Genomic DNA, 23919 nt, shown 5'->3' with positions numbered 1-23919 from the left:
GTGTGAACGCTTGCGCCGACAGGTTCGGCCGGCCCGTGCGCGGTGACCGGTCGCCACCCGGAGTCCGCGCCGATCGAACCGAGTACGAAAGAGGAATCAGTGGCACGCCGTCCCACGCCGCCCGGCACCCCGGAAACCACCGGCCCGGCCCATCTGGCCGATCTGGTGCGCAGTGCGATCCCGCCGATGCATCCGGCCGGATTGCCCTTCGTGGCCGTTCCGCTGGGGGTCGCCGTCCTGGGCCGCAGGCGGCGCTGGGTCCGCCGGACCGCGCTCGCGGCGGCCGCGGCGAGCGCCGCCTTCTTCCGGCATCCCCACCGGGTCCCGCCGAATCGGGCCGGAGTGGTGGTCGCCCCCGCCGACGGTGAGGTCGCCCTGGTCGACACGGCGGCGCCCCCGCCCGAGCTGGGTTTGGGCGATCAGCCGCTGCCCAGGGTGAGCATCTTCCTGTCGGTGCTGGACGTGCACGTACAGCGCACGCCGGTCTCGGGCGTGGTGCGCGATGTGCGCTACCGGCGCGGGCAGTTCAAATCCGCCGACCTGGCCGATGCCAGCGAGGTCAACGAACGCAGCAGCATGCTGATCGATACCGCGGACGGGCAACAGGTGGTGGTGGTCCAGATCGCCGGTCTGCTGGCCCGGCGCATCGTCTGTGACGCCGCCGCCGGTGACCGGATCACCATCGGCGACACCTACGGCCTGATCCGTTTCGGGTCGCGCGTGGACACCTACTTCCCGGCCGGGACCGAACTGCTGGTGAACATCGGCCAGCGGACGATCGGGGGGGAGACGGTGCTGGCGATCCTGCCGTCGGCAGGCGCGTGATGGAGCAGGTCATCGAAGGCAGGCGGCGCCGATCGATCCGGCTGCTGCCCAGTATCGTCACCATCCTGGCGCTGTGCTCGGGACTGTCCGCGGTTCGGTTCGGCCTGGAGGGGGAACTGAAGATCGCGCTCGCCATGATCGGCGCGGCCGCGGTCCTGGATACCCTCGACGGCCGGCTGGCGCGGTTGCTGTCGGCGACCACCAAGATCGGCGCGGAGCTGGACTCCCTCTCCGATGCCATCTCTTTCGGGGTGGCGCCGGCGCTGGTGCTCTATGTGGTGCTGTTCAACGGTGCGAGCAGCGGCTCGGGCTGGATCATCGCGCTGCTCTTCGCGGTGAGCATCGTGCTGCGGCTGGCCCGGTTCAACACCCTGCTCGACGACGACACCCGTCCCGATTGGGCGCGCGAGTACTTCGTCGGGGTCCCGGCTCCGGCCGGCGCGCTCATCGCGATGGCTCCCATCGCGGTGTACGTGCAGTTCGGCGACGGCTGGTGGACGAGTTTCCCGGTGGTCGCGGCCTGGACGATCTTCGCCGCGGCGCTGTGCGTGAGCACCATTCCCACACTGGCCCTGAAGTCGGTCTCGGTCGCCCCGCAGGCCGCCGCCGGCCTGCTCGTGCTGGTCGCGCTGGCCGGCGCGGCGCTGATCACCTACCCCATCGTGCTGTTGCTCGTACTGATCGTGCTGTACCTGGGGCACATCCCCTTCGCGTGGTACTCGCGGCGCTGGGTGGCGGCCCGGCCCGAGACCTGGCAGTACAAACCGTCCGAGCGTCGCGCGCAGCGCCGGGCCGACCGCCGGTTGACCGTCCTGCGGCGCCCGGAGATCCGGCGGCCGGTGCTGCGCCGCCCCGATATCCGGCGGCCCGCGCTGCGGGGCGATTCGCGGTTGCGGTTGCGCCGGCCGGGTGGGCGGAACTGACGGGTCATTTCGTCAACTTGTGGTTGACGATAAGTCATGCGTCAACCTATAGTTGACGCATGACAACAGTACGTCTGGACGACCTCATCGAGGTCATCAAGAAGGCCCGGCCCGACAACGCGCTGGATCAACTCTCCGACGCGGTGGTCACCGCGGGGCATCTCGGTGAGCTGGCCGACCATCTGATCGGTCATTTCGTGGATCAGGCCCGCCGGTCGGGCGCCTCGTGGACCGAGATCGGCGCCAGTATGGGTGTGAGCAAGCAGGCGGCCCAGAAACGCTTCGTGCCCAAACCGCCGGGCGATCCCTCCGCCGAGATGGACCCCAATGCCGGATTCGGCAAATTCACCCCGCGCGCCCGCACGGTCGTGGTCGCGGCCCAGGAGGCCGCGAGTATCACCGGCAGCGCCGAGATCTCCCTCGGTCATCTGGTGCTGGGCCTGCTCAGTGAGGCGGACGGTCTCGCCGGTCAGCTGATCGTGGAACAGAGGGTCGCCCTCGCGGATCTCGCGAGCGCGGCGCTGGCCGCGGTCGGCGGCGACGCGACAGCCGGGCCGGAGGCCCTCAAGGCCGCGACCGCCGCCGGCAAGATGAGCGGACTCATCCCCTTCGGCGCCGACGCGAAAAAAGCACTGGAGCTGACCTTCCGTGAGGCCCTGCGGCTCGCGCACAACTACATCGGCACCGAGCACATCCTGCTCGCCGTGCTCGAATTGGAGAACGGCTCGGGCATCCTGAGCGATGCCGGATTGCGCAAGGAGCCGATCGAGACCCGATTGCTCGAATTGCTGCGGCAGATCGTCGCCGAGAAGGAATAGCGTACGCCCGGCCGCGGAGGCGCCCGGGACTCCGCGCCGTGCGATCACCGCGATTCGAACCGGTCCGCAGTGCGTCCTGTGCCGGGCGGCGCCCGTCCGCCGCGCTGGTGTTACCGCAGGCGGGGGCTCCGATGCGCCCGATCCGGGCCGGTGTCCCGGTAATCTATAGCAATGGCGGATGAAACGGACTCCGACCTGGTGGCCGGTGAGCACCGGGATGATCTGCTGCGCGCATTGACCTACGTCTCCACCGAATCGTTGTCGGACGGGAGCTATGTGGTCAACGGTGATCTACCGCCGGAGGTCGCGCCGCCGTTCATTCGCGCCATCATGCGGGTCGAGGCCGAGCTGCTGCTGCACGATGCCGAATTCGTCACAATCGACGAGGGGGAGCCGCGCACCCCGGAGGAGCGTCGTGCGGATGCCTTTCTGGCTCTTGCCCTGCGGGTCACCGACAGTCTCTGAGTTTTCGGCGCCGCCTCCGGCGGCGCAGGGTCCGGGGTGCCTCGGTCTCCATTCTTCACTCCGCCGATCGGTCGCAGTGTTTCTTCGCCCTGTCGCTCCGGAATCGACACGGGCGCCGGACTTATTCGGGTAGCCGTATCGGGGTCGTTGCATTCTTCGTGTCGACCGACCTTGCACTCGGCACCGGCGAGTGCTAAAAATGGCTTTGGCACTCCCCACCGGAGAGTGCCAAGGTCGGGACGGTGAGATCGGGTACCACGACACCCCTGGTCGTCCGTCGCGGGCACCGAACCTGGCCACAAGCGTAGCTAAAGGGTGACCCGACAATGCGGTCATCCTGTGTGTCAGCCTCATTACTTGGAGGATCTCACCGCAATGGCCAAGACAATTGCGTACGACGAAGAGGCCCGTCGCGGCCTCGAGCGGGGCCTCAACAGCCTCGCCGACGCGGTCAAGGTGACGCTGGGGCCGAAGGGCCGCAACGTCGTGCTCGAGAAGAAGTGGGGCGCCCCCACGATCACCAACGATGGTGTGTCCATCGCCAAGGAGATCGAGCTGGAGGACCCGTACGAGAAGATCGGCGCCGAGCTGGTCAAGGAAGTCGCCAAGAAGACCGACGATGTCGCGGGCGACGGCACCACCACCGCCACCGTGCTCGCCCAGGCGCTGGTGCGCGAGGGTCTGCGCAATGTCGCGGCCGGCGCGAACCCGCTGGGCCTGAAGCGCGGCATCGAGAAGGCCGTCGAGGCCGTCACCGCCAAGCTGCTCGACTCCGCCAAGGAGGTCGAGACCAAGGAGCAGATCGCCGCCACCGCCGGTATCTCCGCGGGCGACCCGTCCATCGGTGAGCTGATCGCCGAGGCCATGGACAAGGTCGGCAAAGAAGGCGTCATCACCGTCGAAGAGGCGCAGACCTTCGGTCTGTCGCTGGAGCTCACCGAGGGTATGCGCTTCGACAAGGGCTACATCTCGGGCTACTTCGTCACCGACCCCGAGCGTCAGGAAGCGGTCCTCGAGGATCCCTACATCCTGCTGGTCGGCTCGAAGGTCTCCACCGTCAAGGACCTGCTGCCGCTGCTGGAGAAGGTCATCCAGGCCGGCAAGCCGCTGCTGATCATCGCCGAGGACGTCGAGGGCGAGGCCCTGTCGACCCTGGTCGTGAACAAGATCCGCGGCACCTTCAAGTCCGTTGCCGTCAAGGCCCCGGGCTTCGGTGACCGCCGCAAGGCCCAGCTCGCCGATATCGCCATCCTCACCGGTGGCGAGGTCATCAGCGAAGAGGTCGGTCTCTCCCTGGAGACCGCCGGCGTCGAGCTGCTCGGCCAGGCGCGCAAGGTCGTCGTCACCAAGGACGAGACCACCATCGTCGAGGGCGCGGGCGACGCGGAGGCCATCCAGGGCCGCGTGGCGCAGATCCGCACCGAGATCGAGAACTCGGATTCGGACTACGACCGCGAGAAGCTGCAGGAGCGCTTGGCCAAGCTGGCCGGCGGTGTTGCGGTCATCAAGGCCGGTGCCGCGACCGAGGTCGAGCTCAAGGAGCGCAAGCACCGCATCGAAGATGCCGTGCGTAACGCCAAGGCCGCCGTCGAAGAGGGCATCGTCGCCGGTGGTGGCGTGGCCCTGCTGCAGTCGGCCCCGGCTCTGGAGGACCTGAAGCTCGACGGTGACGAGGCGACCGGTGCGAACATCGTGAAGGTGGCGCTCTCGGCTCCGCTGAAGCAGATCGCCTTCAACGCCGGCCTCGAGCCCGGCGTCGTCGCGGAGAAGGTTTCCAACCTGCCCGCGGGTCAGGGCCTCAACGCCGCGACCAACGAGTACGAGGACCTGCTCGCCGCCGGTGTCGCCGACCCGGTCAAGGTCACCCGCTCGGCCCTGCAGAACGCGGCCTCCATCGCGGCCCTGTTCCTGACCACCGAGGCCGTTGTCGCCGACAAGCCGGAGAAGGCGGCCGCCGCGCCGGCCGATCCGACCGGCGGCATGGGCGGCATGGACTTCTGAGTCCCGCCACCCGGCAATCCTTTTCGAATCGAGGGCCGGCCCACCGTTACGGTGGGCCGGCCCTCGGTCGTTATCCAGCTGTGTAGACGAGGCGCTAGAGGTACCCTGGATACCCGTATTTCATATATCAGACGTCCATCAGAGGTGGGTGACCATGGGATCTTCCAAGACGCCGATCGAGATCGATGACGAAGCGCTGGCGATCGCCGCGGAAGTGCTCGGTACCAAGACCAAGAAAGACACGGTCAATGCCGCCCTACGAGAAGTCGGCCAACGATTGGTCCGCATGCGGGCTCTCGCCCGCCTCGGCGAGATGGCCGACGGAGGAGACTTCGACGAGTTCCTCGGCAACAAGGCGGCCTACCGCCGTTGAGCCCCGCCATCTACCTCATCGATACTTCCGGACTGTTCCGGATCCTCCAGGAGCCCTACCGGAAGGCGTGGGCAGATCAGCTGGCCGCGGGAGTGATCGCTACCTGTCCGATGGTGGAACTCGAATTCCTGTACTCGTCCCGATCCCTGGCCGATCGGCTCGAGAAGCGGCGGCTACTGAATGATCTGTTCGGTTGGACCCCGATGTCGGACCGGGCGTACGAGCGCGCCGAGGAGGTCCAGCAGTTGATGACCGAGCACGGGACTCACCGTTCGGCCGGCCCGGTCGACCTCCTCATTGCGGCGACCGCCGAACACGGTCGACTCACAGTCCTGTGCGATGACAACGATTTTGCGACTGTGGCCCGAATTACCGGGCAACAGGTGGCTTTTGTGACCGGCACTTCCGCCTGACCACCGCAGGGGCTGATCGAGTGGTGTCGAGTCGGGCCACACGGCGCCTCATTTTCGAACCGAAGGCCGGGCCGCCGGTCGCGGCCCTCGGCCTGTTCGCGTACGCGACCGGTCGGCACGATGGGCGTCCGGGCCTTGGCTACGAGCGGAAGTCGGCCCGCCTTCGGCGGGCCGACCTCCGGTGTTCTGATCGGCCGGTACTCAGAGGCCGGTTACCGCGAGCACACGGAACGGGGCGGTGGGTGTGCCGGTGCCCAGTGGACCGCCTTTGTCGAATTGCGAGGCGACCACGAGTACGCGGTCTCTGTCGTGGACCAGGGTGGTGGGAACGCCGAGGGCGTCGTCGTGGTATTCGGCTGTCCGGGTGGCGGTGTCGCCGGTATCCGACAGTGTCCAGGTGCTGACGATGTCGTCGGTGTTGTGGGCCGCCCGCAGGGTGGTGCCGTCCAGATCGAGACCGTCGGCGAGGGTGAGTTCGCCGCCGACGAGATTCACTCGGCGGATCGGAGTGGGGCCGGGGGTGAGGGCGACCCGGTAGAGGTCGCCTCCGGTGGTGTCCGCGGTGAGCAGATAGGCGCCGGTGGGGTCGGTGACTATTCCGTTGAGGGTGTAGGCGTCGGGGCCGTGGGGTTCCAGGGCGGACGCCAGATCGAAGGCCCGGCCCAGTTCCCCGTGCCCGTCCCCGGTCAGTGCCCGGTCCAGGTCTGCGGGGGTGACCTGGTAGATGAGGTGGCGTCGGCTGTCGGTGAGGTAAGCCGTCCCGTCGGGGCCGAAGGCGATGTCGTTGACGAAGCGGTCGCCGGTTCCCGGTACGTCGAATCGCGCGCGTAATCGCCGTGACCCCAGGTCGTAGACGGCTGCTCCGGCGGTCGAGTCGAGGACCCACAGCCGTCCGGCTCGGTCGATTCGAAGACCGTTTGCGGTCCGGCGGCCGTCGGTTCCGGGCGGTAGGAAGACTTCGGCGCGGGTCGCGCCGACGGTGTTCCGGTAGATCGTCCCGTCGGCGTAGGAGCCGACATAGACGTCCCCCGTGTGTTCGTCCACGGCTACGCCCTCGGGATAGACGCGGTCGCCGGGTAATTCGAATGCGGTGTCGATGCGGGGTGCCGGGGCGGGTTCCGCCGGGCGCCCGCAGCCCGCCAGGACAAGGCCGGCGGCCGCCGCGAGAACGGTGGTGGACCAGCAACGGCGGGTGGTACGAGACATGGCTCCTGCTCTTTCTGCACGCATTACGTTCGGCCTGACAGTACAGTGTGAAGGCTAAGTTAGATTAGAGTTCTAATATTCGTCAAGACTCTAACGTCATGCGGGCATGGATACCATGCCTGCATGACGTCAATGCCCGCCGAGGAGCGCATCGGTTCGTATGTCAAACGCGCCGAACAAGCGCGGAACGCGGCCAAGAGCGCTGCGCTCAAACCCATCGGCGTCACCGAGGCGCAATACGCGGCGCTGTTGTTCCTCAGCGATAATCCCGGTATTTCGGCGGCGGCGCTGGCCCGGCTGTGCGGAGTGACACCCCCGACGATGAACACGGTGCTCACCAACCTCGTCGACCGCGGCCTGATCGAACGCACCCCGCATCCGTGGCATAAGAACATGCTGGAAACGCGGCTCACGGAAAGGGGTGAATCGGTGATGGGGGAGGCCGACGCCCGCGCGATCGCAGTGGAGCGAACCGTCGGCGACGGGTTCACCGATGCCGAACGGGAAACGCTGTGCCGGCTGCTCACCCGCTGCGCCGATCTGTTCGATACCGCTCGGGTGGACGTACCGGCGGCTTTCGCCGTCGACCGCACCGAGAAGTAGGTCCCGCGATCACGATTCGGACGGCGGTGACCGCCGTTCCATCCCGGGCGCCCGGCGGGGCGTCGACAGTTCGACAGCCCGGTGAGGCCGAGTGCTGCTCACCGACGAACCGGCGGCATGGATCTCCGCGCCCCCCACCCGGCCTTCGGGCTTTCCGTACCGATCAGAGCGGGACGACGTGCGGCCGACCTTCGGTCGGCTCGGCGACCACCTGCGCGGCGAGACCGAATACGTCCCGCAGCACGTCCGGGCGCACCACGTGCTCGGGGGTGCCCTCAACCACGATGGCTCCGTTCTTCATCGCGACGAGATGGTCGCTGTATCGGGCGGCCAGCGAGATGTCGTGCAGCACCATGAGAACGGTCCGGTTGTGTTCGCGGTTCATCCGCACGATCAATTTCAGCAGATCCACCTGATGCGCCAGATCCAGATAGGTCGTCGGCTCGTCCAGCAGCATGATGTCGGTTTCCTGGGCGAGTGTCATGGATATCCACGCCCGTTGCCGTTGGCCCCCGGAGAGTTCTTCGAGCCTTGCGCCGGCCAGGTCGAGCATTCCGGTGCTGTTCAGGACGTGCCGCAGCGTTGTCTCATCGAGGACGGAGAACTGTTCGTACCAGCGTTGCCTGGGATGGCGCCCGCGCGAGACGAGATCGGCGACCGTGAGACCGGGTGGCGCGATGGGCGATTGGGGCAGGATGCTGACGTGCCGGGCGACCTGCCGGGTGGGCAGTGTGCCGATCGGCCTGCCGTCGAGCAGGACTCGACCGGCCCGGGGAGTGATCAGCCGGCCGAGGCCGCGCAACAATGTCGACTTCCCGCAGCCGTTGGGGCCGATGATCGACGTGACCGATCCGGTCGGGACATCGAAGGTCAGATCGGTGACGATATCGGCGCCGTCGTAGCCGAGGGTGAGATTTTCCGCGCGTAGTACGGACATCGTTTCCGGGTGACTCACGTCAGCTTCCTTTGGTTCCGCAGGACCAGAAAGAGGAGATACGGTCCGCCCAGCACCGCGGTGGCCACACCGACCGGTAGCGATACCGGCAGCGCGTTCGCGGCCAGGGTGTCGGCGACCGAGACGAATACGATGCCGACCAATCCGGAAGCCAGGATCGGTGGCACGGTCGACCGGGTGAGCAGCCGCGCGATCTGGGGACTCGCCAGCGCGACGAAGACCAGCGGACCCGCGACCACGACACCGGTGGAAGCCAGCAGCGTCGCGAGGGCCAGGGCGTACAGCCGAAGGCGGCCGATCCGGATGCCCAGTCCGAGCGCGATATCGTCGTCCACGGTGAGCAGCGTCAGCCGCCGCCCCAGCAGCAGCGCACCCACCAGCAGGACCAGCGCCAGCAGTCCCATCGGCCGGATCAGCGGCCAGTCCTTGCCGTTGAGTGAACCGGACATCCAGGTCAGCGCCTGGGCGGCGTTGCTGACATCACCGAGGGTCAGCATCCAGGTCGTCAGGCTCACCGCGAGGCCGTTGATGCCGAGCCCGACGAGCACCAGGCGGTAGCTGTCGAGAGTCGCGGAAAAGGCCAGCAGGAAGAGCAGGACTCCGGCCAGGATCCCGCCGCCGAACGCGGCGGCCGGCAGACCGACGCGGGCGGCGAACCCACTGAGCCCGGCGGCGCCACCACCGGCCAGCACCAGCACGGAGACCGCGCCGAGCGAGGCGCCGGCCGTCACGCCGAGGACATCGGGGCTGGCGAGCGGGTTGCGTGCGACGGTCTGGGTGATCGCCCCCGCCATGGCCAGACAGCCGCCCGCGATGACGGCCCCCACGGCGCGCGGCGCCCGGAATTCCGTCACGGCAAGGTGGAGGCGGGAATTCGAGTCGTCGCCCAGCAGTGCCCGGACGACCGCGTCGAGCGGTAGCGCGGACCCGCCGTTGGCGATATGGAACGCGGTGGCCGCCAAGGCCAGCAGGGACAACGCCACACCGACCCACAGTGTTCGGGGCGTGACGCGCACCGAGACCGGGCCCCACCGCACGACACGGGTGGGCGCGAGCAGGTTCGGGGCCGTGCCGCTCATACGGTCACCAGCCGGCGGCGACGAGCGAGAAGTACGAAGAACGGGGCCCCGATGACCGCGAGCACGACCCCGACCGACAATTCACCCGGCCGGGCGATGACCCGGCCGGCGGTATCGGCGATCAGGACCAGGAATATGCCGAACGCGGCCGCCGCGGGCACCGAACGACGGTAGTCGGCACCGACGAGTGCCCGGGCGATATGGGGCACCAGCAACCCGGCGAAGGCGATCGGCCCGGACATGGTGACCGCGGAGCCGGCCAGCAGCGTGATCGCCACGATGCCGGCACATCGCGCGATCGGTATGGAGGTGCCGAGCGATCGCGCCGCGTCCTCGCCGAGAGCGAGCGTGTTGAGTGCGCCGATATTGAGCACGGCGAGCACCAGGCCCGCGACCGCGAAAGGCCAGATCGCCTCGAGCGTGTGTGGACGCGCCGCGAGTGATCCCACCTGCCAGAACCGCAGCGTGTCCAAGGACGCGCTGTCGAGCAGTACCAGTCCGGTGACCAGGCCGCCGCACAGTGCGGTGACGGCCGCGCCGGACAGCACCAGCGTGATCGGCGTCGCCCCGTGACGGGCGGCGGTACCGACCGCGAAAACCACCACGCCGGCGATCAGGGCGCCCACGAAGGCCAAACCGGCCTGGGCATGCACCGGCAGGGCGCCGAACAGGAATGTGGCGGAGACGATCGCGAGCGCCGCGCCCTGGTTGATACCGAGCAGTCCCGGCTCGGCGACAGCGTTGCGCGTATGCCCCTGGGTCAGGATTCCGGCTACACCCAGGCACGCTCCCGCGGCGATGCCGACGAGGGTGCGCGGCCAGCGGAGTTCCCGGATCGTCACGTCCATATCGGTGCCGGTGGGGGTGAAGATCGCATGCCACGCCTCCGGCAGGGTCGACGGGCTGCTGCCGACGCAGACGCTCACCAGAACGGCCGCCACCACCGCGGCGACCGGCACGACCACCATGACCAGCGGCGAGCGGCCGAGACGAGGTGTGGCCCCGCTGCGCGGCGAGACCGACGATCCCGGCACCTTCGAGGTGGTATCGCCGGTCACCGGTTCGCTCGCACCGGCACCTGTCGCCATCTCGGTTCTCCTTGCTAAGGTTCAGCAACGCATTGGGCAGCCTATCCTTACCGGGATGTCGCGTGGTAGCCCACCTGAAGGAAAGGTGACCTCATGCGAGTGATGTCCCCGCGGTCGATAGCCCAGCGATCACTGGCTCCCCTGGTGGTGGGCGGACTGCTGTTCGCCACAGCGTGTGGTTCGGGCGAGCCGAGTTCGAGTGCGCCCGTGGGTGCGGAGGGCGCCCCGATTTCGATCGAGCACGCCATGGGAACCACGACCATCGAGGCGCCGCCGGAACGCGTTGTCGCACTGGATCCGAGCTTCTCCGACGCCGCGCTGCTGCTCGACGCCCCCCTCGTCGGTTACGTCCAGTATCGCGAGGACCGGGACAATCCCTTCCCGGACTACCTGGGCGATATCGACGATGTGGTGGCCGATTCGGTCAACGTCGGCACGATAGCCGAGCCGAACCTGGAACAGATTCTGGAACTCGAGCCCGACCTGATCATCTCGGCGAAAGTGCGCCACGAGCCGCTCTACGATCAGCTGTCCAAGATCGCGCCGACGGTGTTCTCGGAGACCACCGGCCCCACGTGGAAGCAGAACGTCGTACTCCTCGGCGAGGCGCTGGGCCGGAAGGACCGAGCCGAAGAATTGGTGACCGGCTATGAGGAGCGCGCCGCCGCGGTGGGTGAACAGATCCGGGCCGCGCATCCCGGCGTCACCTATTCGCTGGTCCGATTCGCCGGTGAGAACACCGCCCGGCTCTACTCCAGCAGTTCGTTCATCGGCGAGATCATGGCGGATATGGGTATCCCACGCCCCGCCGGCGCACCCGACACCGACGACAAGATCTTCACCCCGCTGTCGGTGGAACAGATCCTCGCGGCCGACGCGGGAATCGTCATGGTGTCGGCCTATACCCCGCCGGGCGCCGAAGGGGATTCCAGCCGGGATCAGCAGAGGTCCTTCGAAGCCAATCCGCTGTGGCACCGCCTCACCGGCGATGTCGTCCACGTCGACGACGAGCCGTTCGTCCTCTCGGTGAGTGTGCAGGGCGCCCACGCCTCGATCACCACGCTCGCCGAGCACTTCGGCGTCGATCCACGCAAGGACCTGATCCCCTGATCGATCGGGCGTCGATCATCGACTGCTGGGGAGTCGTAGGCACAAGGTCAACTCGCAGCGGCCTTGCCGAGGCGCCAGAAGCCGCTGAACATGATGTCGGACTTGTCCATTCCGCGGTCGCGTACCAGATGGCGGCGGACTCCGGACACGAGTTGCTGCTCACCCGCGACGAAGGCGTAGCCGGGCCCGTGCGGGAGGTCCGCCTCGCGTACGGCCTCGGTGGCCGGCGCGCCGATCCGGACGCGGGAGTCGGCGCGGGGCAGCCAGTGCACTCGCACGCCCGCCGGCTCACCGAGATCCTGGATGTCCGTGTGGTGGGGGACTTCGATATACGCCGCGCCGCACAGATCCCGCGGCGCCGATCGCAACACGCCGGCGATCGCGGGCAGTGCGCTCTCGTCGCCGACCAGCAGTGACCAGCCGGTATGCGCCGGGGCCTGATACATGATGCCTTCGTCGAGCAGGCCGACGGGCATGCCCGGGCGCACCCGGCCGGCCCATGCGGAGGCCGGGCCGGAATCCCCGTGGGCGACGAAGTCCACATCGATCTCGGCGTGCTCGCCGAAGAATCCGGCGCCGGCGGGGCGGAATCCACGCACGGTGTAGTTGCGGATCAGCGGCCGGGTAGCACTGCTCATCGCCAGACATTGCGCGTACCAGAGGGTGTTCTCCGCCGCGGTGGGCAGGCGCAGGCCGGTGCGCCGGTCCCGCGGCAGGAAGAGGCGTAGCCACTGGTCGTAGCCCATCGGCGCGAAATCGGCGAGGTCGGGCCCGCCCACCGTGACCCGGATGAAGCTGTCGCCGATACGTTCGGCGGCCAGGGTCTCGGCGGTGCAGATCCGCCGCTGCTCCGGTTTGACGTATTTGGTGCGCGTCGCCATGTCGGTTAGGTTAGCAAAGCCTAACCATCGGTAGTGGCGCCCGATTCTCGCGCATCCCGACCGGTCGACTGCCCGAAGGCGGCTACCTCGTTCAGTGCCCGGCATCGATCTTCGTGGTTAGATGAGGCCCCGGTTTCCCAGGGTTGTTTCCCAGTGTTGTAGAGGTGTGGGTCGATGTCGACGTGGAAGTTGTCAGCGGTCGGCTGTAGCGGTTCTTCCTTCGCTGAGATCGACCGGTCCACACCGGTCCCTCCTGGTTCGCTATCCGATACGAAGTTCGCCGCAGTCCAGGTCACGGCTGGATGCGGTCGAATTCGTGCTCGGAGATAGCCTTCAGAATCTGTGTGCGGCTGTTGGCAATAGATTGCGGGCAGTCACCGGCGGTTACGCGACGATATTCGCGACTGCGTCCGGGTCCGTCGGGCATGCTCTTCCGTCCGCAGTGTCCAAGCACATCGGTGCCGATCGATTCCGAAAGCCCACCCCCGGTGACCTCGGCGCGTCGCGCAGCGTGTCGCCCATGCATAGCACCACGAACGTCAGCGGTGGCCATGGCCACCGGAACGAAATGTCCGGTGGCTCCGGATCCGGTGGTGGTCCGCCAAGCCCAGGAATGCGGGGCGGGGATCGGCATCCTGGAGATTTCGTTGTCACTCTCCCCAACGGGAGCAGGTTGCAGTGCCGTGCCGAGGGGCCGGAAGGCGGAATACCGATAATCCAGATCCACGGAACGCCGGGCAGCCGAGTGGACACCGCTCCACCCGAGCTACTCGATCGTTTGGACGTCCGGCTGATCACCTACGACCGCGCGGGTTACGGCGGCTCCGATCTACAGCCGGGAGCGAGAATCGCCGATTCCGCCGAGCATGTCCGAGCGATCGCAGACCATCTGGGAATCAGGGAATTCGCTGTCGTCGGTAGGTCCGGCGGCACTCCCCATGCGGCGGCTGTAGCGGCCGGCCTGCCCGACCGGGTCACCAGGCTCGCGCTGCTCGTCCCACTCGCACCGCCTGCCGTGATGAAAAATGACTACTTCGCGGGCATGACCCAGCAGGCCGGATTGGATATATCGGCCAAGGGCATAGATACCAAGGTGGGGCAACTCATCGACGCGTGTGATTCCAAGATCATGAATTTTCGGGCCGCTCCGACCGATCCGACAACGATCATCGGTATTCCGAGAGATGAGCTCGGTGCGGCCGACAGAGAAACCGTGGAGAGAAACGCCGAGCATCTGTGCGCTGTGTACACCGAAGCCTTGACGAAGGGCGAGGTGGCATGGAAGGAGGATCTTACGACTTGCATGGGCAAACCCTGGGGTTTCGAACTCGGCGATATCAGCTGTCCGACGATGATATGGACCGCGAGCGGAGACGGACTCACACCTTCCGCCCATGCGCACAGAATCGCTGAACAACTACGGCCGGAGCAAGTTCGGATGTATACGGTGCCCGGCGGCGAGGTGGGGCATCTGGGTGCTATGGAGACCAAACCCGGCGCCTATGCATGGCTGTCCGGGCAGGAAGATCTGGCCCTCTTCCCGGCCAGTGCATCCTCCGATCATCCGCCCGGTGCCGCCATCCCCACCGGACTCGACCAGTGGACGAAGCTGGCCGAGCCCGGGGCCGCGTGAGTACGGAAGAGTAGCGCGGGCGGTGGCCTTCGCCGACCTGCGCGACGGCCGTGCGCGTGGGTGCGGCCGTGTGGGATCCGCCACGGTTCCGTACCGCCCGCCCGGTTGGGTGACAATGGTCGGATGAGTGGCGTACAGGACAGCGAAGCCGATCCCTACCTCTGGCTCGAAGAGGTCACCGGCGAGCGGGCACTCGATTTCGCCCGGGCGCACAACGAGGTCGTCATGGAGCGGTTCGCCGCGGCCGACCGGTTCGATGTGCTCCAGCGCCGGATCCTGGACATGCTGGATACCGACGCCAAGATCGCCTTCCCCGGGCGGCGCGGGCAGTGGCTGTACAACTTCTGGCGCGACGCGGCACATCCGCGCGGTCTGTGGCGGCGCACCACCTTCGCCGAATACGTGAAGGCGGAGCCCGAATGGGATGTGCTGATCGACCTCGACGCGGTCGCCGCCGCCGAGGACGAGAACTGGGTCTGGGGCGGTGCCGGAGTACTGCGCCCGGCCCAGAGCCGGGCGCTGATCAGTCTGTCGCGGGGTGGTGCGGACGCCAAGGTCGTCCGTGAATTCGATATGGAAGCCCGCGAATTCATCGCCCCGGAGAACGGGGGCTACTTCCTGCCGGAAGCGAAGTCGCGGATCAGTTGGATCGATATCGATTCCGTATATGTAGGAACCGATTTCGGCCCCGGCTCGCTCACCGGGTCCGGATATCCGCGGATCGCGAAACGCTGGCGCCGGGGTACCGCGCTCGACGCCGCGGAAACAGTTTTCGAGGGCGCGGTAACCGATGTCTCCGTCTCGGCGGGTTACGACCGGACCCCCGGCTACGAGCGGCACTACATCGCACAGGCGACCGATTTCTTCCACGAAGAGGTCTTCCTGCTGGAGGACGACGGTTCCCGGACCCGCCTGGAGACACCGTCGGACGCCGACGAGTCGTGGTACAAGGAATGGCTGCTGGTCCGGTTGAAATCGCCGTGGGAGGTCGGGGGCAACACCTATCCCGCCGGCGCCCTGGTCGCCACGAATTTCACCGATTTCCTCGCCGGCGGGCGCGATTTCGATGTGCTGTTCGAGCCGGACGCGCACACCTCGCTGCACGGATACGGCTGGACCGAGAACCATCTGCTGCTGGTGACCCTCGAGGATGTGCAGACCAAGCTGTACGTGCTCACTCCGGGTGCCGATGGCTGGCGCACGGAACCGCTCGCCGACACTCCCGCCATGGCCACCACCGGCATCATGAATCTCGACCCGCTCGAGGGCGGGGACGACTACATGCTGATGACCAGTGGGTTCACCACACCCACGACACTGCTCGCGGGGTCGGTCGGTGCGCCGGTGACCGAATGGAAACAGGAGCCCGCGTTCTTCGACGCGACCGGTATCGAGACCGAACAGTACTTCGCGCGCTCGGATGACGGAACATCGATCCCGTACTTCGTGATCCGGCACCGCGATACCCGGGATACGCCGGCGCCCACGGTGATGTCGGGCTACGGCGGGTTCGAGGTGTCCCGGACCCCCGGCTACGGCGGCGCTTCCGGTATCGGATGGCTGGAACAGGGCGGCACCTATGTGATGACCAATATCCGCGGCGGCGGGGAATACGGGCCGCAGTGGCATACCTCGGTGCAGAAGGAGAACCGGTACAAGGTGTACGAGGATTTCTCCTCGATCGCCCGCGATCTGGTGGCCCGCGGAGTAACCACCGCCGATCGGCTCGGCGCCGTCGGCGGCAGCAACGGCGGTCTGCTGATGGGCGTGATGCTCACCCGCTACCCGGAATTGTTCGGGGCGATCGTCTGCCAGGTGCCGCTACTGGATATGCGGCGGTACCACCGCCTGCTGGCGGGTGCGTCCTGGGTGGCCGAATACGGTGACCCGGATGTGCCGGAGGAATGGGCCTATATCAGCCGGTACTCCCCCTATCAGCGGGCCGCGGAAACCGGTGCGGGCGCGACCTACCCGCCGATCCTGCTGACCACCTCCACCCGTGACGATCGCGTGCATCCGGGGCATGCCCGCAAAATGGCGGCGCTGCTGGAGGATCAGGGACACCGGGTCTGGTACCACGAGAACATCGAGGGCGGGCACGGCGGCGCCGCCGACAACAAGCAGTCGGCATTCCAGGCGGCTCTGATCTACGAGTTCTTCACCCAGATGCTCATCGAGGGCCGGACCGCGAAGTGATCCGGCCGGTCACCGATCGTGTAACCACTTCTCGATACGGTCGACCACGTCGGCGGGTTCGGAGATCCAGCCGTTGTGGCCGAGCGGCCGGGGTGCGTGCCAGGTCGTCTTGTCGGCGTTCGGCAGTTTGTCCAGCAGATGCCCGGCCGACGTCTGCGGGGCCAGTTCGTCGCCGGTCAGGGTGATCGAGAGTACGGGCAGTTTCAGCCGGGAGAGACGTTCCTCGTAGTCGATATCGGCACCGGCCGGGTCGAACCGGCCGGTGCGGGCCAGCCGGGCCCAGTCGGAGACGAGCACCTTCGACTGGCGGCCGAAACCGTTGGGGCCGAGTTTGTCACCCGGCCACACCCCGGCCAGTCCGGCGGTCAGCGAGACCGCGGCGGTGCCGACCAGCATGCCCGGTGCGAGCAGGCCGCGAAAACCCCGGTAGTAGGGGGTCCCGGACGCGACGAGGATCAGTCCCGCGAGGCGGCCGCGGGCCCGCGCCGCGTACAGCGCCGACAGTTGCCCGCCCATACTGTGGCCCAGCACGTACGGGGTGCGGTCGGGAAAGCGGGTGCGTACCACCTCGAAGATCGCCGGGAAATCCACCGCGGCGAGTTCGTGGTATCCGTAGGTGCTGGCCGCACTCGGTTTCGGTGAGCTGGCGCCGTTGCCGCGCAGTTCGCCCACCGCGACATCGATGCCGCGCCGGGCGAGCGCACGAGCGAAATAGAGGTAGTACTCGCCCGGAACGCCGAGCCCGGGTATCAGTACGACCACCGGGCGAGGTGTATCCGGGGTGACCGGATGCCCGTCCGACCCCGTGGCGGGGACCAGCCGCACCGGGACGGTACTGCCGTCGGGCATCTGGATCGCAACGGTCTCCACCGGGTCAAGGCTAGCCGCCGGACGCCCGCGCCCGGCGGTGTGGTCAGGCCCGGATCGCGCCCACGATGATCCGGCTCAGCACCCGGATCACCTCGTCGAGCGGTTGCCGCGGTTCGGCCCCGCTCCATTCGTCCACCACATAGTTGACCGCGCCGATGATGGCGAGCATGCGCAGGTCGTAGTCACCGGTCGGGATTTCACCGTGCAGTGCGGCGTCCTCGGCGGCCTTGGCGAGCACCGAACTCCAGGCCCGGCGCGACTCCCCGCGCATCTTCTCGACTTTGGTCCCGGCACCGACCACTTCGACGAGCACGACCCGAGCCCGCCGCATATCGGTGCCGATGGATTGCACATAGGCGCGGATGGCGCCGTCGATCCGCTCCAGCGCGCTCTGGTCGGTGCTCTGGTCGAGGGAGGCGAGTACCGCGGTCCGCGATTCCCGGTCGATGAGAGCGAAGAGTTCGACAAGGAGCGATTCGCGGCCGGTGAACTCTTCGTAGAACTGGCGCGAGGACAACCCCGCGTCTTTGCAAATGGCCCCTACCGAGCTATTGGCATACCCGTCTCTCGCAAAAACCGTCAGGCCGGATTCGAGAAAACGAGCGCGTCGCTCGCGTTGCCGATCTTCTACGGGCTGCCCGGCATACCGTCGTCCCGAATTCGCTTCCTGTGACATCGCGCAGAACAATACCGAAAAGCCCGATCCTCACGTCATCGATCGTGCCTTTCGTAGCATACCGGTAGCACAGTACGGGTTTGCCGAAAGTTGGCTGCCCGCAACTCGGGTCACCGGCGAAACTGTCAAACCGGACAATACCCGGATCCCCGCTGGTCCAGCGGATTTTAGAGGGAATTTCTAGAATAATTTCCATCGGCCGGGCATGACCATTGCAATAACCCGGCAACACATAGGGTTCACCTTATGGGAACCGCACTGCTGTATGGGCTGGGTACGGCAATTCCATTGCTGATCGGTGCGGCCATCGGTTTGCGAACCACATTGCCCCAGCCATTGCTCGCTTCGCTGATGGCGTTCGGTGCGGGCACCATGATCGCCGCCGTGACCAACGAACTGTTCGAACCCGCCTTCCTGCAGGCAGGGGCATTCACCGCCGGCGCCGCGTTGTTTCTCGGCGCCGCCGTGTACGTGGTCGCCAACCGGCTCCTCGAACGCCGGCAGGGCACGGGAGCGGTCGGCTGGGCACTCATGCTCGGAACAGTTCTCGACGGTGTTCCGGAGAATACGGCCCTCGGGGTATCGCTCGGGTCGGGCGGCGGGATCGTGCTGCTGGTCGCCATCGCCGCGGGCAATGTACCGGAGGCGATCGGGGGATCGGCCCTGCTGCACCGGCAGCGAAACGTCGCCCGCGGCAGGGCGTTCACCCTGTGGCTTCTCACCGGCGCGGTCCTCGTCGTGGTCACCGTCGCCGGAAACCTGCTCTCCGACCATCTCGAGCCGACCCATATCAGTGCGATCCAGGCCTTCGCGGGCGGCGCCACCATCGCGGTCCTCGCCGATTCGCTCATGCCCGAGGCGTACCGGGAGGGTGGCTGGTGGGTCGGCATGGCGACCTCGATCGGTTTCCTGGTCGCCTTCCTGCTGGGATGACCGGCCGGACAGGCGGATAATCGGTTTTCCCGCCCGGCCGGTCGGTGCAGGATGGCAGCGGTATGGCTGCCGACGCATCCCGCCCTGTATTCCCCCGCGACCTCCGGCTGCTGCGGGACCGGTCCTTTCGCGGAATCTTCCTGGGTGCTGCGTGCTCGGGTGCGACCGACGGAATCGTGCCCGTGGCCTTCGCTGTTCATTCGATAGACGTGTTCGGTTCCGCCGGATCCCTGACCGTCATCCTGATCGCGCTCTGGGCCGGGCGGTTCGTGTGCACACCCGTCGCCGGGATCGCCGCCGCCCGCCGCGACCAGTTCGCGATCATGATCGGGTCCGATCTGGCCCGCATCCTCGCCCAGGCCGGGCTGGCGCTCGTGCTGGTGGGCACCGGCCGGGATTCGCTGCCGGCCATGGCGGTGTCGGCCGCCCTCTACGGCGCGGCCACCGCTTTCTACGCTCCCGCCCTTGCCACGGTGCTGCCCCGGGTGGTGCCCGGACCCGGACTGCCCCGGGCCAACGCCCTGATCGCGCTGGTTGCCGATATCAGCGTGCTCGTCGGTCCGGCAGCGGCCGTGGCGTTATCGGCGACGGTCGGATTCGTCTGGATTCTGGTGCTGGATTCGCTGACCTTCGGCGCGAACCTGCTCGCCCTGGTCCACGCCCGGCGCGCGGCCGGGCTTGCTCCCGGTCCGGGCGGACCGGTGGGGGTCGGCGGAGCGCGGGGGATGGGCGGGCCGGCGGTGCGCGCCGGGTGGACATCGATGCGCGGGATCGTGGCCCGTGCGCCCTGGCTCGGCTGGTCGGCCGGGCTGTGGTTCGCGGTGTCCTTCGCGATCGGACTGGTCGCGGTGGCCGGCCCGGCGCTGACGGTCACGGCGACCGGCGGCGGTGGGCTGTGGGCGGCGCTCGCGACCGGTATGGCCCTGGCCGCCCTGGCCGGATCGCTGTCGGTGATAGCCGGTGCCGCGCGGTTCGGCTGGCGCACGGCCTGCGCCGCGCTGGCCGCCGCTGTCGTCCTGGAGCTGGCCGCGCTGGCCGGTTACGGCCGGGAGGTGAGTGGACCGGTGTTGCTGTTCGCCGGTTGTCTGATCGCCGGGTTCGCGGTCTCGGTCACCGGCATCGTCTGGCAGTCGCTGATCCAGGCGGAACTGCCGACCGAGGAGCTCGGGGTGTTCGGTTCGGTGGAAGGTTTCCTGGGTGCCGCGGGTGTCCCGGCGGGGATGATCGCGGGCGGGTGGGCGCTCACCGGAGTCGAATATGTGGCGGTAGGGGTCGCGGTGGCACTGCTCGGCTGTACCGTCGCCGTCCGGGTGACCATGCGCACATCCGCGACCCCCCGGCGGGGGCCCGCGGCGGACCCGGTCGAGGCGTCGTAGCACCGTCACGGCCCGTCAGGGCCCGGTGGGGCCGTCGGCGCGGCATCGGTGTGCTCAGCGGCGGGAGGCGGGCGGGTGGCCCCGGCCGGAGCCGGGAGAGTTAGGCTCGACACCGTGACTTCCCACTACGATGTCGTCGTTCTCGGTGCTGGTCCCGGCGGTTACGTCGCCGCGATCCGCGCCGCTCAACTCGGCCTGCGAACAGCGATCGTCGAGCAGAAATACTGGGGTGGCGTGTGCCTGAATGTGGGCTGCATCCCGTCCAAGGCGCTGCTGCGCAATGCGGAGCTGGCCCATATCTTCACCAAGGAAGCGAAAACCTTCGGTATCAGCGGGGAGGCGACCTTCGATTTCGGGGCGGCCTTCGATCGCAGCCGTAAGGTCGCGGACGGCCGGGTCAAGGGCGTCCACTTCCTGATGAAGAAGAACAAGATCACCGAGTACGACGGCAAGGGTTCGTTCACCGGCCCGAACGCGCTCTCGGTCGAGCTCGGCAAGGGCGGCACGGAGTCGATCACCTTCGACAATGTCATCATCGCCACCGGCACCAACACCAAACTGCTGCCGGGCACCTCCCTGAGCAAGAACGTCGTCACCTACGAGGAGCAGATCCTCACCCGCGACCTGCCGGGTTCGATCCTGATCGTCGGCGCCGGCGCCATCGGTATGGAGTTCGGCTACGTCCTGCGCAACTATGGCGTGGACGTGCGCATCGTGGAGTTCCTGGACCGCGCGCTGCCCAACGAGGACGCCGATGTCTCCAAGGAGATCACCAAGGCGTACAAGAAGCTCGGTATCACCATCACCACCGGTGCGGCCGTGCAGTCCATCGACGACGACGGGTCCAAGGTCACCGTCGCGATCAAGGACAACAAGTCCGGCCAGGTGGAGACCGTGACTGTGGACAAGGTGCTGCAGGCCGTCGGCTTCGCGCCCCGGGTCGAGGGCTATGGCCTGGAGAACACCGGTGTGGCGCTCACCGACCGCGGCGCGATCGCCATCGACGACACTATGCGCACCAATGTGCCGCATATCTACGCTATCGGCGATGTCACCGCGAAACTGCAGCTCGCGCACGTGGCGGAGGCCCAAGGCGTGGTCGCGGCCGAGACCATCGGCGGTGCGGAGACGCTGCCCCTGGGTGACTACCGGATGATGCCGCGCGCCACCTTCTGTCAGCCGCAGGTCGCCAGCTTCGGTCTCACCGAGCAGCAGGCGCGCGACGAGGGCTACGACGTGAAGGTCGCCACCTTCCCCTTCACCGCCAACGGCAAGGCGCACGGCCTCGGCGACGCCACCGGTTTCGTCAAGCTGATCTCGGACAACACCTACGGCGAACTGATCGGTGGCCACCTGATCGGCCCCGATGTCTCCGAGCTGCTGCCCGAACTGACCCTGGCCCAGAAGTGGGACCTCACGGTCAACGAGCTGGCCCGCAATGTGCATACGCACCCGACGCTGAGCGAGGCGCTGCAGGAGGCCATCCACGGCCTGGCCGGGCACATGATCAACTTCTGATCCCGCTCGAATCCTTTCGCTACCCGACCCGGTGTCGTGCCCGCCACGGTGCCGGGTCGGTTCGTTTCCGGACGACGTGCCGGGCGAGCTTGGTGTTCTCGTTGGTGCCGCGCTGCCAGGGCTGCGAGGTTTGCAGAGATAGATCGGTGTCTGCGTCGCCGCAGTGATCGCTCGGTGGCCGGCGATCTCGCGGCCGCGGTCCCAGGTCAGGGTCCGCCGCATCGGCGCGGGCAGCCCGAGTAGGACCCGTGTCAGGTGCGGTGTGACCTGCTCGGCTTTGATGCCGTCGGGCAGCGCCACCAGGACAGTGAACCGGCTGGTCCGCTCCACCAGCGAGGCGATCGCCGACGGGCGCGAGCCCATCACCAAATACCTCCCCAGTGACCGGCGACCTGCCGGGTTTCGACCTCGGCCGGACGCTCACTGATGGGCACGAGTTCCCGGATCACGCCTCGCCCGTCGGGTTTGCGGGCCCGTTTCGGGTGTAGAGCGACTCACCGCCCGCCACCGTCTCCACAACTCATCCTGACCAGCAGGTACAACCCGTAGTCCCGCACCCAACCCGTCACTGGGCGCCTGGTGTTCCACGTCTTCGCCGCGCTGGCCAATTTCATCCGCGAGCTCATCGTCGACGGCACCCACGAACGACCCAGCCGCCGCCCGGGCCGGTACCTGCCGGAGCTCACCGACAGCGCTCGGGTGCTGCAGGGTCGAACCAGCCCGCCCGGAGTCGGTGATGTTCTCCGGGTGGGCCCGTGACGCGTGTCTTCCGGCGTCACCGGGGTTGCGTGCTCCGGTGACTCGGGAAAGTATACGCGGCGGCGGCGGTGGTGGTCATGCCAGTGATTGCCGCATTCGCTGGCCGGCGAGGCGTAGGTCGGTGTCGGAGGCGACGATCAGCAGGGTCAGGCTGGTGCCGTTCGTGCCGAGCAACTGCATGACATCGGGTGGTTGATCGGGTGCGGGGCCGTGGATGCCCACGCCGTCTTCGGCGTCGATGCGGCGTTGCGCGAGACTGATCGCGTTCCAGGCGAACTCTATGCGGGCGAGGATGCCCAGCCGTGGCGTGAGCGCGCTGATCAGGTCGTGCAGTTCGGTGGTGAGGTTCTGGGTCCACGGCCACCAGGCTCCGTCTACCGGTGCCGGTCCGGTCCCGCGGTCTCGGAGCAGCAGGCGCGGCGTGCGGGTCGGGGCAGGGAAGGGCTGGTGGTTACCGACGGGCGGTGTCGCCGCGCCCATGGCGGCGTGGTTGGTGATGGGGCGCGATCGTGGTTCGTGGCTCATGACCTTCACCTCGGCATCAGGTCGGACCGGGCTGGTTCCCCGGACGCCGCGAGCATGGACGCCGCCAGGGCGTCGCCGGTGCCCGAGGGGATGGCCTGCAACACGATCACCGTGCCGTCGATGCCGCACAGGTACATGGTGCCGAACAGTTCGAACGGATACGGGTCCAGCCGGATGGTGCCGTCGGTGATCCGGTGCCGATCGGCCGGCGACCAGGCGCGCGGATCGTAGACGATACGCCCTATCGGCCCGGTCAGCGCCCGCAGTGCCGGGATCAGATCGCGCAGTTCGGTCGCGAGGTTGCTCGATCGTGGCCACCAGGCCGCATCGATGTAGCCGCTCGCCTCCGAATCCGGACGCAGACGTAGCCGTGGCGTACGCGTGGAGGTGCTGTCGAACGGTGCCCGAGGCACAGTCTTCGATCGTGGCGTCATCGGACGCTCCTGTCACGCCCCGGGAAAGAAGCCGGGTCGGATGAACTCGGGGACGGCGCAACCTCTGCTGGTCAGCGCGCGTGTTGCCACCGAATACCGTCGAGCCTACACGCAGGGGCACCCGTGTGGCGTCACAGCGGCAGAGCAGTGCGCGGCCACCAGGCGCCGTCGGCAGGGCCGGGACAGGGGAGGGCCGCCGGTGGGTGCGGATGAAACCGTGTCGCCGGCCAGGGCGGGTGGTTGCCGAGAGGACGCCGCG

General features: G+C 67.6%; 24 protein-coding genes and 1 pseudogene. 15 read left to right on the top strand and 10 right to left on the bottom strand.

Annotated features, from left to right (window positions below; genetic code table 11):
- The first annotated feature begins 99 nt into the window (after positions 1 to 99).
- The 7 genes from IG75_RS0129745 to IG75_RS0129715 all read left to right on the top strand — a co-directional run bounded on the left by IG75_RS0129745 (position 100) and on the right by IG75_RS0129715 (position 5818).
- Positions 100 to 825 (top strand): phosphatidylserine decarboxylase, encoded by a 726-nt coding sequence (locus IG75_RS0129745; RefSeq protein ID WP_030524666.1) that lies wholly within the window; start codon positions 100 to 102, stop codon positions 823 to 825.
- Positions 825 to 1748, top strand: coding sequence for a CDP-alcohol phosphatidyltransferase family protein (locus IG75_RS0129740; RefSeq protein WP_030524665.1), 924 nt, complete (start codon positions 825 to 827; stop codon positions 1746 to 1748). The genes IG75_RS0129745 and IG75_RS0129740 overlap by 1 nt, the downstream gene beginning before the upstream one ends.
- A 59-nt stretch (positions 1749 to 1807) precedes the next feature.
- A complete protein-coding gene (locus IG75_RS0129735) occupies positions 1808 to 2566 on the top strand; it encodes a Clp protease N-terminal domain-containing protein (RefSeq protein WP_030524664.1) in 759 nt (252 codons plus the stop codon).
- 171 nt (positions 2567 to 2737) lie between these two features.
- The gene (locus IG75_RS0129730; RefSeq protein ID WP_030524663.1) at positions 2738 to 3031 is read left to right on the top strand and encodes a DUF222 domain-containing protein; all 294 of its coding nucleotides are present in this window, start codon (positions 2738 to 2740) and stop codon (positions 3029 to 3031) included.
- A gap of 375 nt (positions 3032 to 3406) precedes the next feature.
- Positions 3407 to 5032: a chaperonin GroEL gene (gene groL, locus IG75_RS0129725; protein ID WP_030524662.1), complete on the top strand. Its 1626-nt coding sequence runs from the start codon at positions 3407 to 3409 to the stop codon at positions 5030 to 5032.
- Positions 5033 to 5186: 154 nt separating this feature from the next.
- Positions 5187 to 5405: a type II toxin-antitoxin system VapB family antitoxin gene (locus tag IG75_RS0129720; protein WP_030524661.1), complete on the top strand. Its 219-nt coding sequence runs from the start codon at positions 5187 to 5189 to the stop codon at positions 5403 to 5405.
- Positions 5402 to 5818 carry a PIN domain nuclease gene (locus tag IG75_RS0129715; protein WP_030524660.1) on the top strand — a complete coding sequence of 139 codons (417 nt, stop codon included), beginning with the start codon at positions 5402 to 5404 and terminating at the stop codon, positions 5816 to 5818. Before IG75_RS0129720 ends, IG75_RS0129715 begins: the two co-directional genes overlap by 4 nt.
- Positions 5819 to 6019: 201 nt before the next feature.
- Here IG75_RS0129715 and IG75_RS0129710 read toward each other — a convergent pair whose 3' ends face one another.
- Positions 6020 to 7024: an SMP-30/gluconolactonase/LRE family protein gene (locus tag IG75_RS0129710; protein ID WP_030524659.1), complete on the bottom strand. Its 1005-nt coding sequence runs from the start codon at positions 7022 to 7024 to the stop codon at positions 6020 to 6022.
- A 123-nt stretch (positions 7025 to 7147) separates the two neighbouring features.
- On the opposite strand from IG75_RS0129710, the gene IG75_RS0129705 reads away from it, so the two are divergent.
- Positions 7148 to 7627, top strand: a complete 480-nt coding sequence (locus IG75_RS0129705; RefSeq protein WP_063834212.1) for a MarR family winged helix-turn-helix transcriptional regulator — start codon at positions 7148 to 7150, stop codon at positions 7625 to 7627.
- A gap of 163 nt (positions 7628 to 7790) precedes the next feature.
- Here the strand turns inward: IG75_RS0129705 and IG75_RS0129700 are convergent, their stop codons facing one another.
- Genes IG75_RS0129700 through IG75_RS0129690 form a run of 3 tightly spaced genes read right to left on the bottom strand, consistent with a single transcriptional unit; the run spans position 7791 to position 10749 of the window.
- The gene (locus IG75_RS0129700) at positions 7791 to 8564 is read right to left on the bottom strand and encodes an ABC transporter ATP-binding protein (protein WP_030524657.1); all 774 of its coding nucleotides are present in this window, start codon (positions 8562 to 8564) and stop codon (positions 7791 to 7793) included.
- Between the two features lie 14 nt (positions 8565 to 8578).
- The gene (locus IG75_RS0129695) at positions 8579 to 9661 is read right to left on the bottom strand and encodes a FecCD family ABC transporter permease (RefSeq protein WP_030524656.1); all 1083 of its coding nucleotides are present in this window, start codon (positions 9659 to 9661) and stop codon (positions 8579 to 8581) included.
- The gene (locus IG75_RS0129690; RefSeq protein ID WP_063834211.1) at positions 9658 to 10749 is read right to left on the bottom strand and encodes a FecCD family ABC transporter permease; all 1092 of its coding nucleotides are present in this window, start codon (positions 10747 to 10749) and stop codon (positions 9658 to 9660) included. Before IG75_RS0129690 ends, IG75_RS0129695 begins: the two co-directional genes overlap by 4 nt.
- A 93-nt stretch (positions 10750 to 10842) precedes the next feature.
- Between IG75_RS0129690 and IG75_RS0129685 the strand changes: the two genes are divergently transcribed.
- Positions 10843 to 11859, top strand: a complete 1017-nt coding sequence (locus IG75_RS0129685; RefSeq protein ID WP_051715100.1) for an ABC transporter substrate-binding protein — start codon at positions 10843 to 10845, stop codon at positions 11857 to 11859.
- 47 nt (positions 11860 to 11906) lie between these two features.
- Here IG75_RS0129685 and IG75_RS0129680 read toward each other — a convergent pair whose 3' ends face one another.
- Positions 11907 to 12740, bottom strand: coding sequence for a siderophore-interacting protein (locus tag IG75_RS0129680; protein WP_030524653.1), 834 nt, complete (start codon positions 12738 to 12740; stop codon positions 11907 to 11909).
- A gap of 121 nt (positions 12741 to 12861) precedes the next feature.
- On the opposite strand from IG75_RS0129680, the gene IG75_RS39600 reads away from it, so the two are divergent.
- Positions 12862 to 14373, top strand: a complete 1512-nt coding sequence (locus IG75_RS39600; RefSeq protein ID WP_081877232.1) for an alpha/beta fold hydrolase — start codon at positions 12862 to 12864, stop codon at positions 14371 to 14373.
- Between the two features lie 123 nt (positions 14374 to 14496).
- Positions 14497 to 16569 (top strand): prolyl oligopeptidase family serine peptidase, encoded by a 2073-nt coding sequence (locus IG75_RS0129670; RefSeq protein ID WP_030524651.1) that lies wholly within the window; start codon positions 14497 to 14499, stop codon positions 16567 to 16569.
- Positions 16570 to 16578: 9 nt separating this feature from the next.
- Here IG75_RS0129670 and IG75_RS0129665 read toward each other — a convergent pair whose 3' ends face one another.
- Together IG75_RS0129665 and IG75_RS0129660 are read right to left on the bottom strand one after the other, a co-directional pair.
- Positions 16579 to 17439: an alpha/beta hydrolase family protein gene (locus tag IG75_RS0129665; protein WP_030524650.1), complete on the bottom strand. Its 861-nt coding sequence runs from the start codon at positions 17437 to 17439 to the stop codon at positions 16579 to 16581.
- Positions 17440 to 17482: 43 nt separating this feature from the next.
- Positions 17483 to 18115: a TetR/AcrR family transcriptional regulator gene (locus tag IG75_RS0129660; RefSeq protein WP_030524649.1), complete on the bottom strand. Its 633-nt coding sequence runs from the start codon at positions 18113 to 18115 to the stop codon at positions 17483 to 17485.
- Between the two features lie 246 nt (positions 18116 to 18361).
- Here IG75_RS0129660 and IG75_RS0129655 point away from each other — a divergent pair, with 246 nt between their 5' ends.
- From IG75_RS0129655 to lpdA, 3 genes are all read left to right on the top strand, one after another.
- Positions 18362 to 19048, top strand: coding sequence for a ZIP family metal transporter (locus tag IG75_RS0129655; protein ID WP_030524648.1), 687 nt, complete (start codon positions 18362 to 18364; stop codon positions 19046 to 19048).
- A 62-nt stretch (positions 19049 to 19110) separates the two neighbouring features.
- The gene (locus IG75_RS0129650) at positions 19111 to 20424 is read left to right on the top strand and encodes an MFS transporter (protein WP_156059234.1); all 1314 of its coding nucleotides are present in this window, start codon (positions 19111 to 19113) and stop codon (positions 20422 to 20424) included.
- 114 nt (positions 20425 to 20538) lie between these two features.
- Positions 20539 to 21942: a dihydrolipoyl dehydrogenase gene (gene lpdA / locus IG75_RS0129645; RefSeq protein WP_030524646.1), complete on the top strand. Its 1404-nt coding sequence runs from the start codon at positions 20539 to 20541 to the stop codon at positions 21940 to 21942.
- Between the two features lie 55 nt (positions 21943 to 21997).
- Here the strand turns inward: lpdA and IG75_RS40940 are convergent.
- Positions 21998 to 22424, bottom strand: a pseudogene (locus IG75_RS40940) (IS30 family transposase); the annotation flags it as partial.
- Positions 22425 to 22521: 97 nt separating this feature from the next.
- On the opposite strand from IG75_RS40940, the gene IG75_RS39955 reads away from it, so the two are divergent.
- Positions 22522 to 22701, top strand: coding sequence for a hypothetical protein (locus tag IG75_RS39955; RefSeq protein ID WP_030524645.1), 180 nt, complete (start codon positions 22522 to 22524; stop codon positions 22699 to 22701).
- Positions 22702 to 22776: 75 nt separating this feature from the next.
- Here the strand turns inward: IG75_RS39955 and IG75_RS0129630 are convergent, their stop codons facing one another.
- On the bottom strand, positions 22777 to 23226 hold the full coding sequence (locus IG75_RS0129630; RefSeq protein WP_030524644.1) for a DUF5994 family protein: 450 nt from the start codon (positions 23224 to 23226) through the stop codon (positions 22777 to 22779).
- A gap of 5 nt (positions 23227 to 23231) precedes the next feature.
- Entirely contained in the window at positions 23232 to 23660 is a 429-nt protein-coding gene (locus IG75_RS0129625) for a DUF5994 family protein (RefSeq protein WP_030524643.1), read from the bottom strand.
- Positions 23661 to 23919 lie beyond the last annotated feature (259 nt).

Source organism: Nocardia rhamnosiphila NBRC 108938 (genome assembly GCF_000720425.1).
GTDB lineage: Bacteria > Actinomycetota > Actinomycetes > Mycobacteriales > Mycobacteriaceae > Nocardia > Nocardia rhamnosiphila.
This window is presented reverse-complemented; position numbering and strand designations above follow the sequence as displayed.